This window comes from Pseudosulfitobacter pseudonitzschiae, from assembly GCF_002222635.1.
GTDB lineage: Bacteria > Pseudomonadota > Alphaproteobacteria > Rhodobacterales > Rhodobacteraceae > Pseudosulfitobacter > Pseudosulfitobacter pseudonitzschiae_A.
This window is the reverse complement of the sequence record NZ_CP022415.1, coordinates 3,463,614-3,477,287: the sequence shown is the minus strand read 5'-3', so window position 1 is coordinate 3,477,287 and position 13,674 is coordinate 3,463,614. Positions and strand designations below refer to the sequence as shown.

Sequence of the window (13,674 nt, the reverse complement as noted above, 5' to 3'; positions counted from 1 at the left end):
TCACAAATAGGGTTTGAACTCGGCCAGAACGGCGGCATAAACATCGCGTTTGAAGGGCACGATCCCCGCGACCACCGCATCGGGGTCGATCCATTTCCACGCCACAAACTCCGGCTTTTCGGTCTGGATGTTCACATCCGCATCCACACCCTTGAACCGCAGCAGGAACCACTTTTGTTCCTGCCCGCGATACTTGCCGCCCCATATATTGGGCACCACGTCATGCGGCAGATTGTAGGGCAACCATGTGCCAGTCTCGGCAATTACCTCGACCATCGAAGACGGCACACCGGTTTCCTCTTCCAGCTCGCGCAGAGCCGCGGCGCGCGCATCCTCGCCCTCGTCCACACCACCTTGGGGCATCTGCCAGAATTCCTTGAACCGGTCATGGCGTTGCCCGACCCACACATGGCCATCGGCGTTGACCAGCATCACGCCCACGTTACGCCGGTATGGCAGTGCGTCAATCTCTTCTGGTGTCATCTCGTTCTCCTGTCGCTCAGGCCTGTGATATATTGCCTTACGCCGCGTTGCACATGACATTCCCGCCCAACTGGGGCGAAATAGCGCGAAATCACACCGCCGGAGGATTCCATGACAGCTTACCGCCACATGCTCGCCCCGCTCGATCTTGGCTTTACCACTTTGAAAAACCGCGTGCTCATGGGCTCCATGCACACCGGCCTTGAGGAAACCAAGGACTGGAACCGTGTGGCAGAGTTTTACGCCGAACGCGCGCGCGGTGATGTGGGCCTGATGGTGACGGGTGGCATCGGCCCCAACATGGAAGGCGCGGTTGCCCCCGGCGCGGCGATGTTGGCGACGGATGAGGACATCAAGAACCACAGCGTCGTGACCGATCGGGTGCACGAAGCAGGCGGCAAGATCGCGATGCAGATCCTGCACGCGGGCCGCTATGCCTTTAGCCCGCATTGCGTGGCGCCTAGCCCGGTCAAATCGCCCATCTCGCCCTTTGCGCCGAACGAGCTGGACGAAGACGGGATCGAAAAACAGATCAGCGACATCGTGGCCACAGCGGCGCGGGCCCGCGAGGCTGGCTATGACGGCGTCGAGATCATGGGCTCGGAAGGGTATTTCCTGAACCAGTTCCTTGTCACCCACACCAACAAGCGCACCGACCGCTGGGGCGGCTCTTACGAGAACCGGATGCGCCTGCCGATAGACGTGGTCCGCCGCACCCGTGCGGCGGTGGGCGACGATTTCATCATCATCTACCGGCTGTCGATGATCGATCTGGTGCCCGATGGCTCGACCTTTGACGAGGTCGTGCAACTGGCCAAGGAGATCGAAAAGGCAGGCGCCACCATCATCAACACCGGCATCGGCTGGCACGAGGCGCGCATTCCCACCATCGCCACCTCGGTGCCCCGCGCCGCGTTCGCATGGGTCACCAAGAAACTGATGGGACAGGTGAACATTCCCATCATCACCTCGAACCGCATCAACACGCCCGATGTCGCCGAAGAACTGCTGTCCACCGGCTGCGCCGACATGGTGTCGATGGCCCGCCCGATGCTGGCCGATCCGCATTTCGTATCCAAGGCCGCAGCGGGCAAAGCCGCCCAGATCGCGCCCTGCATTGCCTGCAATCAGGCCTGCCTCGACCATACATTCGGAGGCAAGATCAGCACGTGTCTGGTAAACCCGCAGGCCTGCTATGAAACCGAACTGCCGATCGAACCGACCGACAGCCCCAAATCCATCGCCGTCGTCGGAGCAGGTCCGGCTGGCCTGTCCACTGCCATCACCGCCGCACAGCGCGGCCACACCGTCACGCTGTTCGACAAGGCAGACGAGGTTGGCGGCCAGCTGAACATGGCCAAACAAATCCCTGGCAAGGAAGAATTCCATGGGCTGGTCGACTGGTATCGCACAATGGTCGACACGCTGGGCATAGCCACACAGCTTGGCACCACAGCCACCCCCGAGATGCTGAAAGGCTATGACGAGGTTATCATTGCCACCGGTGTGCTGCCGCGTGATCCGGAAATCCAAGGTCAGGACGGCCCCAACGTGATGGACTATATCGATGTGCTGCGCCACAAAAAGCCCGTCGGAAAATCCGTCGCGGTCATCGGCGCGGGGGGTATCGGCTTTGACGTCTCCGAATTCCTGTCGGAAGAAGACGGTCACAGCACCACCGAACACCTGCCCGAATGGATGCGCGAATGGGGCGTTGCCGATCCTGCCGAATACCGCGGCGGCATTGACCCGCAGGGGCCACAACCCGGCCATCCCGCCCGTGCCATCACCTTGCTGCAACGCAAGGCGGAAAAGCATGGCAAACGTCTGGGCAAAACCACCGGCTGGATTCACCGCGCTGCCCTCAAAATGAAAGACGTCACCTTTGTCGGCGGTGTAAACTATGAACGCATCGACCATGACGGGCTTCACATCTCTTTCGGCGAAGCCCGCGAAAACCCGCAGACTGTCGCCGCCGAGACCATCGTGCTCTGTGCAGGGCAAATCCCCGATCGCAGCCTTGCCGACGCGCTGGATCAACAAGGCACCAAATGCCATGTCATTGGTGGCGCTGACGTGGCTGCCGAACTCGACGCCAAACGGGCCATCAATCAGGGCACACGGCTCGCCGCAACCCTGTAATCGTTCTTTTGGCCCGAAATAGCCTCGGGGGAGTGTGAGGGGGCCGAAAGCCCCCTTGTCGCGCCGCAAGGCGCAAAACATCGCGTGCGCCGTCAGGCGCTCCGTTTGGTTCCGTCATGTACAACACGGCTGTCGTCGGGTGCATCGGCGCGGTCGAACATCCCGTAATCGCGGATCACATGGGCCACGCGCAAACGATAATCGGCAAATACACCGCCCCGCCCCTTGGCCTGCGCCCCGCGATGTGCCGTCAGAGTACGCCACCGCTCCACCGCCGCCTCATCCTCGAAGAACGACAGCGACAGCAGCTTACCCGGTGTTGTCAGGCTTTCGAACCGTTCGACACCCAGAAATCCTTCGACCTCGTTTACCAGCGGGCGCATGGCCGCTGCGATGTCCAGATAGGCGTCGCGTTTGCCTTCCGCCGGTTCCACTTCGAATATAACTGCAATCATCCCGATACCTTTCTCAGCCAAGTTCTGTCTTCGCGCAGCAGAAATTTCCGCGATTGCGCAAAGGCATAGTTTTCCCGCCCCAGCGGGTCCGCCGCCAACCGTGCCCGATAGGCTTCGTACTCCGCCAGTGATTTCACATGATAGATGCCATAGGCCAGCGTCGATGACCCCTCGTGCGGGGCGAAATATCCCACCAGGTCAGCCCCGCAGCGCGGGATCACCTGCCCCCAGTTGCGCGCATATTGCGCAAAGGCGTCCGGTTGGGTCGGGTCGATCTGGTAACGGATCACACAGGTCAGCATAGTCAGTCTCCTTGTTGCTGTGTGGTGATACGCGATTGCCGGACGGGAATGCTTCGATTAACATCAAAGTATGAAAGAAGGCCCCGATTTTACACAGATCGCCATGTTGATGGGCGACCCCGCCCGCGCCAATATCCTGACGGCGCTGATGTCGGGCCGTGCGCTGACGGCATCGGAACTGGCCGCAGAAGCGGGCGTGACCGCTGCAACCGCATCTTCGCATCTGGCCAAGCTGGAACAGGGCGGTCTGCTGCTGCGCCGCAAACAGGGGCGACACCGCTATTTCGCGCTGGCCACCGAAGAGGTGGCCCACACCATCGAGGCAATGATGGGGCTGGCCGCCAATCACGGCCATTTGCGCACCCGTCAGGGGCCGAAAGACATCGAACTGCGCACCGCGCGCGTCTGCTATAACCACCTTGCAGGCGACACCGGCGTGCAGATGTTCCGCGCGCTTGCATCCAAGGGCCAGATCGCCCACGGCGCACAGGGGTTGGATCTGACCGCCAAAGGTGCAGAACTGATGCAAAGCCTTGGCCTTCCGCTCGACACACTTGCGCATTCCCGCGCGCCTATGTGCCGTGAATGCCTGGACTGGAGCGCGCGGCGCTCGCATTTGGCGGGTAAACTGGGCCGCGCTTTACTAAGTCATTTCGAGACATTGGGCTGGGTTGCGCGCGTTCCAGATACCCGCATCATCCGATTTTCATCCAAGGGCCGCGCCGCCTTTGATGCCACTTTTCCGATACTGGACTAAGCTTATGCCGCTTTATACCTATGACATCCTGCCCGACGGGACCGCGACGCCCACCACCGGCACGTCACCCACAGGTAAAAACGGCTATCGCTGGTTCCACTTCGATCTCAAGGACGCCGAACTGCCGAAGTGGGTCAATGCCCACCTTCATCCCATTCCTGCCGGTGCTTTGCTGCAAACCGAAACGCGGCCGCGTTGTGATGTGCATGACGGCGGGCTGATGTTGAACCTGCGCGGCGTCAATCTGAACGCTGACGGCCCCGCCGACCAGATGGTGGCCGTGCGCATGTGGGTGACCGATCAGACCGTGGTCACCGTCCGGATGCGCCGCGTGTTCGCCATAGAAGACCTGCGTCAAGAAATCGAAGCCGGTGCCGCCCCTGACAGCAGTGCCGCCTTTGTTGAAACGCTGGCCAGTCGCCTGACCGAGCGAATCCAAAGCACTGTGTTTGAACTGGCCGACCAAGTGGACGATCTGGAAGACGCCATTCACGACGATGACGACGCGCCGCTGCCCGAAAACCTTGCCAGCCTGCGCCGTACCGCGATCCGCTTGCGCCGGTATCTTGGGCCGCAGCGCGATGCGCTGATGGCACTTGCGGCCACCGACACACCTTTGGGCAACAACGCCCTGCACCGCCGCGAGCTGGCCAACCTTGCTATGCTGACTGTCGAAGAACTGGATTCGCTTCAGGGTCGTCTGACTGCAATCAACGACCACCACGCGGCACAAGCTGCCGCAGCGCAGAACCGCAACAGCTATATTCTAAGCATTGTCGCGGCGACATTTCTGCCGCTGGGGTTCATCACTGGTCTGTTCGGTGTCAATGTGGGCGGTATGCCCGGCGTGGACAGCCCCGCCGCCTTTGCGATTCTCTGCCTGTCGATGCTGGGCATCACTTTGATGACGTTTGTGGTCATGCGCTGGTTCAAGTGGATCTGACGCAGGCACTGTTCTGCCCGTATCCAAGCCAAGCCTGCCCATGATATGTTAAATTTTAGGCAACATTGCCCCGCGCTCTGTGCGCTTTTTTCAACAATACAAATTAGGACCAAGGCCGCACTTTAGGGAAAGAAACGGTTTGGATCGCGCATTGGCATCCAATATTTCCATTATATTTCATATTTCTACAGGATTTCACCCATTGGGAAACACTGCGTTCTCGCGTTTCCGTGCCTGCAACGAAGCCCCAATTACCCCAAGATTATCCCACCCTTGCCCCGATCTTGCCCTGATTGGGGGCGATACACCCCTTAGAAACGAATACCGAGAAAAGGGGACGGCATGGACCGCCTAACAGAAATGGAAGCTTTTGCCACGGTCGTGGATCAGGGCGGATTCACTGATGCGGCCAAGAAGATGGGCATCTCCAAATCAGCTGTCTCAAAGCACGTCTCCTCGCTGGAAGCGCGCCTTGGCGCACGGCTGCTGAACCGCACGACGCGGCGCGTGTCCCCAACCGAGATCGGTCTGGCCTACTACGACCGTGCGCGCCGTGTTCTGAACGACGCAGGCGAGGCCGACGCTTTGGTCACCTCGATGCAATCGGCGCCCTCCGGTCTGTTGCGGATCAGCGTTGCGACCGACTTTGGCGTCAACCACCTGTCACCGGCGCTGTCATCGTTTCTGGAAGATTTCCCCGACATCACCGTGAACATGGTGCTGAACAACCGTTATGTCGAACTGATCTCGGAAGGGTTCGACATGGCCGTGCGCATTGGTGAACTTGAAGACAGTACATTGCGCGCCCGCAAGCTGACGGAAACCACCAAACGCATGATCGCATCGCCTGCCTATTTCGAAAAATACGGCAAGCCCGAGAAAATCGACGATCTGAACAATCACAAGCTGCTGCATTATTCCAACCAGTCATCTGGCAATGTGTGGAAACTGACCGCCCCGTCAGGCGAAAAACGTCAGGTGCGCACCGCGGGCTGGTTGTCGGTCAACGACGGGCAATCGTTGTTGAACGCGGCCATCTCGGGGCTTGGAATCGCCTATTTGCCATCGTTCCTCTATTCGGATGCGATGGAAAAAGGTCTGGTCGAAGACGCCATGCCCGATCTGCCGATGGACAGCCAAGGCATCTATGCCGTTTATCCGCCAGGCCGGTTTACCCAGCCCAAAGTGCGCGCGTTCATTGACTTTCTGGTGCACGAGTTTGCCGACAAGGGACCGTCGGACTGGTAAGCTGGCCGACGCCTTACCTTGAACAAAGCCCCGCCCGCGTGCGGGGCTTTTAGCGTTTTGACAGCAGCACAGCCTCAACGCGGCGGTTCAGTTCGCGCCCCTCAGCGCTGAGGTTCGACGCGCGCGGTGCAAGATAGCCCATACCCTCGGCTTGCAACTGTTCGGGGTTGACGTTGTACGCATCTATTAGGCGTTGCCGCACCGCTCTGGCGCGCTCGCGTGACAAGGAAATGTTCACATCCTGACTGCCGACACTGTCCGTATGGCCAACCACGGCGATGGTCACATCCGGCTGCGCCAACAGAAAACCCGCCAGCCGCTGCAACGACTCGAACGGCCCCGCACCCAAGGCAGACGTGCCCGTATCGAAATCCAGTCCGTCCAGCACGATATGCCCCGCAGCCCCCAGTTGTTGGTCGAAGCCATCTGCCGTTTCGGGCACCACCACCGGACCTGCCTGCGGTGGCGGTGTTTCGGCACCTGTAGCCACTGCATCTTCTTCGGGGTCCAGCGCCCCTGCTGCAATGATCTGGACGTAAGCTGCCGTTGCGGTGGTGGACACCATCAGAGTCATTACGCTTTCCGGATCATCCAAGGGGCCGTTCACCGCCGTGACAAAACGATATGCGCGCATGTTGACGCGCATGTTCGGGGCGGGCAGCACCTCGACGTTAAAACGGAAATCAAAGCCGCCACAGCTGGACTGGTCGCAGTCCAGAACAATGTCAAACCCCGCCGCTTTCAACTGCTTACGCAACGGGATCAGAACCTGAAGCGTCGTCAACCCGGGCGAGGCTATGCGCCATGCCTGACGGCGCACTTCGCCCTCAATGTCCAGTGTCGGAACCCCTGCGCCGTATTGAAACGGTGCTATAGGTGCGAGATAGCGGTCAAGCGTACTGTTGCGCTCGACCGTTTCGCGGGCATTCGAGGGCAAGGCAAGTTGCAGCGCCTGAACTGGCGCTGCCGTGGCCCAACCGGACAAAGCTATGATCGCGAGCCGTGCTTTCACCGAAATTGGCTGTGATAGGCGTCGTTGGGACGCATATCTGTGGCACTGGCCACGCGGTTGGTCATGTTGAAAAACGCCGCAACCGATGCGATGTCCCAGATGTCGCGGTCGGAAAACCCGTGATCGCGCAGGGTCTGACGGTCGGCTTCGGTGGTTTTGGCGCTGGCGACTGTCAGGTTTTCGGAAAATTCCAGCATGGCGGCCACGCGCGGTTCCAGATCAGCGGCCCGCCAGTTCATCACCATCTGTTCGCCCAGCATTGGATCACCCGAAAGCTGTCGCACGGCAGCACCGTGCGCGGTCAGGCAATAATAGCATTTGTTCACCGAACTGACGACAACGGCGATCATCTCGCGCTCCAGCTTGGTCAGACCGGAATCGCCCAGCATCAGATCGTTGTAAAGCGCGGTAAAGCTGTTCAGCTTGTCGATATCAAAGGCATAGGCCTGAAGCACATTCGGGATCATCCCCAGCTTGTCCTGACAGACATCAAAGTACTTCTGCGTCGCCTCCGGCAGCGGGTCGACCATCGGCAGGTTCAGCGCTGTGGGTTGTTTCTTGTCGCTCATGGTTTTTCCTCCAGATGTCTATAATGATAGCGCCCGATTTCGGTAAATCCGCTTTTTCGATAAAGCGCGTTCGCGGCTGTGTTCGTGGCCACACAGAGAACCGAAAGACTGTGCGCGCCGTTTTCCTGCGCCCATAACGCCGCCTTGCGCATCATCCAGTCGGCCACGCCCTGACGGCGTTGGTGCGGTAAAACTTCGACCGCGTGAACCATGCAAACGCCATCGTGAATGGCGGCAAAGGCGACGCCGCCCGGTTTCTCGTTCCAACGTGACAGGATCGCGGTTTTCAACTTGGCCCGCGCCATCACGGCCAGACGGGCGGGGCCGATCCCGCCCTTGGCCCAGATTTCTTCCATAATCGCCAGCGGTTCCCAAATGGCAAAAGCTGTGACCTTGGGGATAGGGATGTCGGTCAGGGTCTCGACCGGTGTGGCATAAAGCACAACGGGATCAATGACCATAAAGCCGCGTGCCGCCAGCATTTCATCCAGCGCGTCATCGCCTTCGCGGATCTGAAACAGCGGCTTCTGGTCCATCGCTGCCAGTCCTGCAATGGCCGCATCAATGTCGGCATCGGTCACAGGCCCCGTGGCCGATGCCGCCGATACACGTTTGCCGCCACCTTGCCCCTCGCGCAGGGTCCACGGACCTTGCGTGACAAACCGTGCAGGCGGCCATGTGGCGTCGCATACCTCATAAAGGTGCTGCACGGTCGTCATGCCGGAAACGCCGCTTCAAGTTTCGCCAAAGCCTCGTCCAGCAGGGCCGCATCGGTGCCACGCAGCACGATGTTTGCACCATACCGCCCGTCCTTCTGAAACGGGTACGACCCGATCGACAGCGCCGGATAAGCCCGCGCCAGATCGCTCAAGGGGCCCGCAATGTCGCCCTCGCCCCGATCAATACGCTGCGTGCGGCTGATCAGCGGCGCACCGCCTGTCAGGGTCGGCAAAACACTGGCCACCATCGCCTGAAACACCGCTGGCACTCCCGCCATGACATGCACGTTTTCCATCGTGAAACCGGGTGCGACCGACACAGGGTTTTCGATCAGCGTCGCGCCGTCCGGGATACGCGCCATCCGCTTGCGCGCGTCGTTGAACTCAGATCCCTGCCGATCGTAGTGCGCCTGCAACAATGCCCGCGCGTCGTCGCGCACGTCAATGTGCACGTTGAACGCGGCGGCAATGCAGTCGGCGGTAATGTCGTCATGGGTCGGGCCGATGCCGCCGCTGGTGAAGACATGGCCATAGGCTTCTGACAGCGCCTTGACCGCCTGCGTGATCGCCTCTGCATCGTCGCTGACCACACGCACTTCGCGCAGGTCGATGCCGCGTTCGGCCAGCTGTCCGGCTAAATGGTACATATTGCTGTCGCGCGTGCGCCCCGACAGGATTTCGTCGCCGATCACCAGCATGGCTGCGGTTGGTTGTGTCATCTGGCCGGTTCCCTTAAGCGTCTGTTGCCCAAGGTATAGGCCCACCCACATGCGCTTTCAAACCCAACTTGTCCCTGCCCGGCTGATCCGGCGATATAAACGCTTTCTCGCCGACTGCACACTGGAAGACGGAACCGAAGTGACCGCCCATTGCGCCAATCCCGGATCAATGATGGGACTGGCAGAGCCGGGCATGAAGATATGGCTAGAGCCGAATGACGACCCCAAGAAAAAGCTGAACTACGGCTGGCGACTGGTTGACCACGAAAACGGCCATTTCACCGGTGTCGACACATCGGTGCCCAACCGCGCCTTGCGCTCTGCCCTCGCGGCACGGCAAATCGGGCCGCTGGCCGCCTATGGAACCGTGCGCGCGGAAGTGAAATACGGCACGAACAGCCGCATTGATTTCCTGCTGAGCGAGGCGGGCCTGCCCGATGCCTATGTCGAGGTGAAGTCGGTGACCCTGAACCGCCAACCCGGACTGGCCGAATTTCCCGACAGCGTAACCGCCCGCGGGGCTAAGCATCTGGCCGAACTGACCCGTATGGTGGAGGACGGCCACCGTGCCGTGATGCTGTATTTGGTGCAGCGCACGGACTGCACCCGATTTACGTTAGCGCATGACATCGACCCGGCCTATGCGGGTGCGTATAGCATGGCGGTACGGACCGGGGTGGAAACACTGTGCATCGGCACCCATATTACTCCACAGGCCATAACCATCGGGCAGCCGCTGGCTGTCGATATGTAAGCAACTCTGGTGTTTTTGCTGCACCTGCATTATAGTTGACCAAACATCAAGGACCAACGGAGACCTCTGTTGAAACAAGAAAACCGGGGCCGTCTGACAAAGGATGGCATACGCATTTACGATCCGTCCGATTCCGCTGGCATGTATGCTGCGGGCGCATTGGCGTCGCGTATTCTTGACGCCATGTCCGAGCACGTTTTCCCCGGACAGACCACGGCCGAGATCGATCGGATCATCACCAAGATGGTCGAGGATGCGGGCGCGAAATCAGCGACCATCGGCTATAAGGGCTATGAGCACGCCAGTTGCATCAGCGTGAACCATGTGGTGTGCCACGGCATCCCCGGTGACAAAAAGCTGAAAGACGGCGACATTCTGAACATCGATGTCACCGTCATCGTTGACGGCTGGTTCGGTGACACCAGTCGCATGTTTGTTGCGGGCAAACTGCCCCGCAAGGCCGAGCGTCTGATCACAGTGACCCACGACGCCCTGATGCGCGGTATCGAAGCGGTAAAGCCGGGCAATACCTTTGGTGACATCGGCCACGCCATTCAAAGCTTTGTTGAAGCGCACCGCATGTCAGTGGTCCGCGATTTCTGCGGTCACGGGCTGGGCCGTGTATTTCACGCGCCGCCGAATGTGCTGCACTATGGTCGTCCGGGCACAGGTGCGCGGCTTGAGCCGGGCATGTTCTTTACCATCGAGCCGATGGTAAACCTTGGCCGCGCCGAAACCAAAACACTGGCCGACGACTGGACCGCCGTGACCCGCGACAAATCCCTGTCAGCGCAGTTCGAACATTCGGTTGGCGTGACCGAAACAGGGTTTGAAATCTTTACCCTTTCCGAGGCCGGAACATTCCACCCGACTTACTAGAGCGTCATTCGGCGTTGAAAGTAAACAAAGTCTCGCCGTTGACGGTATAGCTGTTGATCAGTTCGGCCGCGCGGGGACTGGTCAGCCAATCCTCAACTGTGGCGGCCACATCGCGGGCCACATGAGGGTTCCGTTCAGGGTTCACCGCAATAAAATTGTATTGGCTAAACAGAACCGGATCACCGGAAAACAGCGGCGCCAGCCCTGCCTTGTCGCCCGCCCGCAGCCACCCAAGCTGGTCCGTCAGGATATACCCGTTCAAGCCTGTGGCGATGCTCAGACTGCCCTCGATGCCTGCTTCTGCGACTGTATACCAGTTGGGAAACTGTTGCGGCAACAGACCCGCATCGGCCCAAAGCGACTGTTCCTTTTTATGCAAGGCACTGTCATCGCCAAGGCTGACAAAATGGCGTTCGCTTTTGGCAATGCGTTGCAAGGCTTCGGTCACGGACACAGATTGCGCAATGCCTGCGTGATCGTCCACGGGCCCGACCAAGACAAATTCATCGTACATAATCTTGCGGCAATGTGTACCAAATCCTTCTTGGACAAAGGCCTCTTCTTCTCTGCGGCTGTGAAGAAGGATCGCATCCACCTGCCCTGTCTCGCCCAGCGCCAGCGTGTTCGCGGTGTCGCCGACCAGCAGTTGTACTTCGATGCCGGTATCTTTTTGAAGCGCGGGCAGCAGCACGTCGGACAGGCCAGAGGCGGCAAACGACGTGGTCACTGCCAGCTTCAGAGTCTCGGCTTGCGCAGCACCCGCCGCCAGCGCCAGCGCCATCGCGGCGAGTATTCGGATCATGCGGCAACGTTCCTTAGAAGAAGATACTGAAAGGTGGGGGCTAACCCCCTTGGTTAACACCTGCAAGAGCTAGTCCTTATTGGTTGGTATCCCTATGCAGCATTAATTCAGTTCGCAGCGCAAGTCCGAGCGTTCTAGCCCTTTTCCAGCAGTGTCACATGGGTGTCGCCAAAACGGCGTCCGTCCACCTGAATGAATCCTTCCGGCGGAGACATCGGCGCGTTCTCTTCCCAGACCACGCAGGCGCCTTTGGCGATCCATCCGCCAGCCACGGCTGATCGCAGCGCACTGTCGCCCATACCCTTGCCGTAGGGCGGATCGAGAAACACCAGATCAAACGGCGCTGCGATCCACACACCCAGCCGTGTCGCATCGTTGCGCATCAACGTGGCCGTGTCCCCGGCGCGCAGTTTCTTGATGTTCTCGGCAATCAGATTTTGACCCACGCGCCCGTTCTCAACCAGCACCGCCTGCACCGCCCCGCGTGAGAGCGCCTCAAGCGCAAGTGCGCCGGTGCCTGCAAACAGGTCCAGCACCCGCGCACCTTGGATCACGCCGCGACTGGTCAGCATCGAAAACAGGCTTTCGCGCACGCGGTCGGACGTGGGCCGCAATTGTGCGCCCGCGTCGCCCTTGCCCAGATGGGCAAGCCCCGTACCGCGCCATGTGCCCGCGATGATCCTCACGCTTGCAACAGCGGCTTCAGGTCGGCCTCGGGGTCGGCCACAATCGCGGGATCGGCAGTCTTGCCTGCCTCGATCAGCCGTTTACCGATCATATAAGCGCGCGGGTCATTGGCGGCGTCCACCGCCAGCAACTGGTCGCCAAGGTAGTACCAGAACGACACCGCAGCACCGTTGTTACGGGTCACCACGCGGTCATAGCCCACGTTCAGTCCCGCGATCTGCAATTTCACGTCATATTGGTCCGACCAGAACCACGGCTTGGCCGCATATTCCTTCTCGGCACCCATGATATTTTCGGCCACCACTTCTGCCTGATCAATGGCGTTCGGCACACTTTCCAGCCGGATACGCGCACCGCGATAGGGAAAGGATGCGCAATCGCCTGCTGCCCATATATGCGGATCAGAAGTGCGGCCATGCGCATCGACCATGATACCGTTGTCCATCACCAGCCCCGCAGCTTCGGCCAAGGCCGATGCAGGCGCGATGCCAACACCCACAATCACGAAATCAACCTCCAGCTCGGTGCCATCGGTCAGGCGTGCACCGCTAACCGAATCCTGACCCAGCAGCCGGTCCAGCCCGACACCCTCGCGGATATCAACACCGTGGCCCGCGTGCAGGGCGCGGAAAAAATCACTGGTCTGGGGGGATGCCACCCGTTGCAGGATGCGGTCTGCCATTTCGACAAGGGTCACTTGCAACCCCAGTTTTGATGCAACCGCCGCCGCTTCGAGCCCGATGTAGCCGCCTCCGACAATCAGCACCCGCGCCCCCTTGGCAAAACGCGGTGACATGCTGTCCACGTCCATCAGGTCGCGCACCGTGTACACACCGTCCAACGCACCACCAATCGCCGCAGGCAGGCGGCGGGGGTCTGACCCCGTGGTCAGAACCAGTTCATCATAATGCAGCACTTCACCCGGCACAGTCACTGTCTGCGCGGCGGGGTCGATCGCCTCAACCTTGGTGCCCATTCGCAGATCAATGTTGTTCTCGGTATAGAAGCTCTCGGGGCGTAAAAACATCCGCTCCAGCGTCATGTCACCCAGCAGATACCCTTTGGACAGTGGCGGGCGCTGATAGGGGGGCACGCTCTCGGCCCCGATCAAAGTCACCTGTCCGTCAAACCCTGCATTGCGCAGCTTGGCCACGCAAGATGACCCCGCTTGACCGGCCCCGATAACAATAACGTGCATTCGCG

At 60.0% G+C, this 13,674-nt stretch carries 16 protein-coding genes; 6 read left to right on the top strand and 10 right to left on the bottom strand.

Translation table 11 applies throughout. The features are described from left to right. A complete protein-coding gene (locus SULPSESMR1_RS17090; protein ID WP_089421960.1) occupies window positions 1–483 on the bottom strand; it encodes an RNA pyrophosphohydrolase in 483 nt (160 codons plus the stop codon). 111 nt (window positions 484–594) lie between these two features. On the opposite strand from SULPSESMR1_RS17090, the gene SULPSESMR1_RS17085 reads away from it, so the two are divergent. Beyond that, window positions 595–2,625 carry an NADPH-dependent 2,4-dienoyl-CoA reductase gene (locus tag SULPSESMR1_RS17085; RefSeq protein WP_089421959.1) on the top strand — a complete coding sequence of 677 codons (2,031 nt, stop codon included), beginning with the start codon at window positions 595–597 and terminating at the stop codon, window positions 2,623–2,625. A 92-nt stretch (window positions 2,626–2,717) separates the two neighbouring features. On the opposite strand, the gene SULPSESMR1_RS17080 is transcribed toward SULPSESMR1_RS17085, so the two are convergent. Both SULPSESMR1_RS17080 and SULPSESMR1_RS17075 read right to left on the bottom strand, forming a co-directional pair. After that, window positions 2,718–3,080 carry an antibiotic biosynthesis monooxygenase family protein gene (locus SULPSESMR1_RS17080; protein WP_089421958.1) on the bottom strand — a complete coding sequence of 121 codons (363 nt, stop codon included), beginning with the start codon at window positions 3,078–3,080 and terminating at the stop codon, window positions 2,718–2,720. Further along, complete coding sequence (locus SULPSESMR1_RS17075) at window positions 3,077–3,382, bottom strand: NIPSNAP family protein (RefSeq protein ID WP_089421957.1); 306 nt, start codon at window positions 3,380–3,382, stop codon at window positions 3,077–3,079. The genes SULPSESMR1_RS17080 and SULPSESMR1_RS17075 overlap by 4 nt, the downstream gene beginning before the upstream one ends. Window positions 3,383–3,452: 70 nt before the next feature. Between SULPSESMR1_RS17075 and SULPSESMR1_RS17070 the strand changes: the two genes are divergently transcribed. The 3 genes from SULPSESMR1_RS17070 (at window position 3,453) to SULPSESMR1_RS17060 (ending at window position 6,330) form a co-directional block, all read left to right on the top strand. Beyond that, entirely contained in the window at window positions 3,453–4,139 is a 687-nt protein-coding gene (locus tag SULPSESMR1_RS17070) for an ArsR/SmtB family transcription factor (RefSeq protein WP_089421956.1), read from the top strand. Between the two features lie 4 nt (window positions 4,140–4,143). Next, entirely contained in the window at window positions 4,144–5,082 is a 939-nt protein-coding gene (locus SULPSESMR1_RS17065; protein WP_089421955.1) for a zinc transporter ZntB, read from the top strand. A gap of 342 nt (window positions 5,083–5,424) precedes the next feature. Further along, the gene (locus SULPSESMR1_RS17060; protein ID WP_089421954.1) at window positions 5,425–6,330 is read left to right on the top strand and encodes a LysR family transcriptional regulator; all 906 of its coding nucleotides are present in this window, start codon (window positions 5,425–5,427) and stop codon (window positions 6,328–6,330) included. A 49-nt stretch (window positions 6,331–6,379) separates the two neighbouring features. On the opposite strand, the gene SULPSESMR1_RS17055 is transcribed toward SULPSESMR1_RS17060, so the two are convergent. The 4 genes from SULPSESMR1_RS17055 to SULPSESMR1_RS17040 are packed head-to-tail and all read right to left on the bottom strand — an operon-like array spanning window position 6,380 to window position 9,349. Beyond that, the gene (locus tag SULPSESMR1_RS17055; RefSeq protein WP_240311413.1) at window positions 6,380–7,342 is read right to left on the bottom strand and encodes an OmpA family protein; all 963 of its coding nucleotides are present in this window, start codon (window positions 7,340–7,342) and stop codon (window positions 6,380–6,382) included. Further along, complete coding sequence (locus SULPSESMR1_RS17050) at window positions 7,339–7,911, bottom strand: peroxidase-related enzyme (protein WP_089421953.1); 573 nt, start codon at window positions 7,909–7,911, stop codon at window positions 7,339–7,341. The genes SULPSESMR1_RS17055 and SULPSESMR1_RS17050 overlap by 4 nt, the downstream gene beginning before the upstream one ends. Then, complete coding sequence (locus SULPSESMR1_RS17045) at window positions 7,908–8,630, bottom strand: GNAT family N-acetyltransferase (RefSeq protein WP_089421952.1); 723 nt, start codon at window positions 8,628–8,630, stop codon at window positions 7,908–7,910. The genes SULPSESMR1_RS17050 and SULPSESMR1_RS17045 overlap by 4 nt, the downstream gene beginning before the upstream one ends. After that, complete coding sequence (locus SULPSESMR1_RS17040) at window positions 8,627–9,349, bottom strand: competence/damage-inducible protein A (RefSeq protein WP_089422385.1); 723 nt, start codon at window positions 9,347–9,349, stop codon at window positions 8,627–8,629. The genes SULPSESMR1_RS17045 and SULPSESMR1_RS17040 overlap by 4 nt, the downstream gene beginning before the upstream one ends. Window positions 9,350–9,398: 49 nt before the next feature. Between SULPSESMR1_RS17040 and sfsA the strand changes: the two genes are divergently transcribed. Continuing rightward, window positions 9,399–10,103, top strand: a complete 705-nt coding sequence (gene sfsA / locus SULPSESMR1_RS17035) for a DNA/RNA nuclease SfsA (protein WP_089421951.1) — start codon at window positions 9,399–9,401, stop codon at window positions 10,101–10,103. Between the two features lie 69 nt (window positions 10,104–10,172). Beyond that, window positions 10,173–10,982: a type I methionyl aminopeptidase gene (gene map / locus SULPSESMR1_RS17030; protein ID WP_089421950.1), complete on the top strand. Its 810-nt coding sequence runs from the start codon at window positions 10,173–10,175 to the stop codon at window positions 10,980–10,982. Window positions 10,983–10,986: 4 nt separating this feature from the next. On the opposite strand, the gene SULPSESMR1_RS17025 is transcribed toward map, so the two are convergent. From SULPSESMR1_RS17025 to SULPSESMR1_RS17015, 3 genes are all read right to left on the bottom strand, one after another. Then, window positions 10,987–11,784, bottom strand: coding sequence for a substrate-binding domain-containing protein (locus SULPSESMR1_RS17025; RefSeq protein ID WP_089421949.1), 798 nt, complete (start codon window positions 11,782–11,784; stop codon window positions 10,987–10,989). Between the two features lie 134 nt (window positions 11,785–11,918). Continuing rightward, window positions 11,919–12,470 carry a 16S rRNA (guanine(966)-N(2))-methyltransferase RsmD gene (rsmD, locus tag SULPSESMR1_RS17020; protein WP_089421948.1) on the bottom strand — a complete coding sequence of 184 codons (552 nt, stop codon included), beginning with the start codon at window positions 12,468–12,470 and terminating at the stop codon, window positions 11,919–11,921. Beyond that, complete coding sequence (locus SULPSESMR1_RS17015; protein WP_089421947.1) at window positions 12,467–13,669, bottom strand: NAD(P)/FAD-dependent oxidoreductase; 1,203 nt, start codon at window positions 13,667–13,669, stop codon at window positions 12,467–12,469. The genes rsmD and SULPSESMR1_RS17015 overlap by 4 nt, the downstream gene beginning before the upstream one ends. Between the last annotated feature and the right edge of the window lie 5 nt (window positions 13,670–13,674).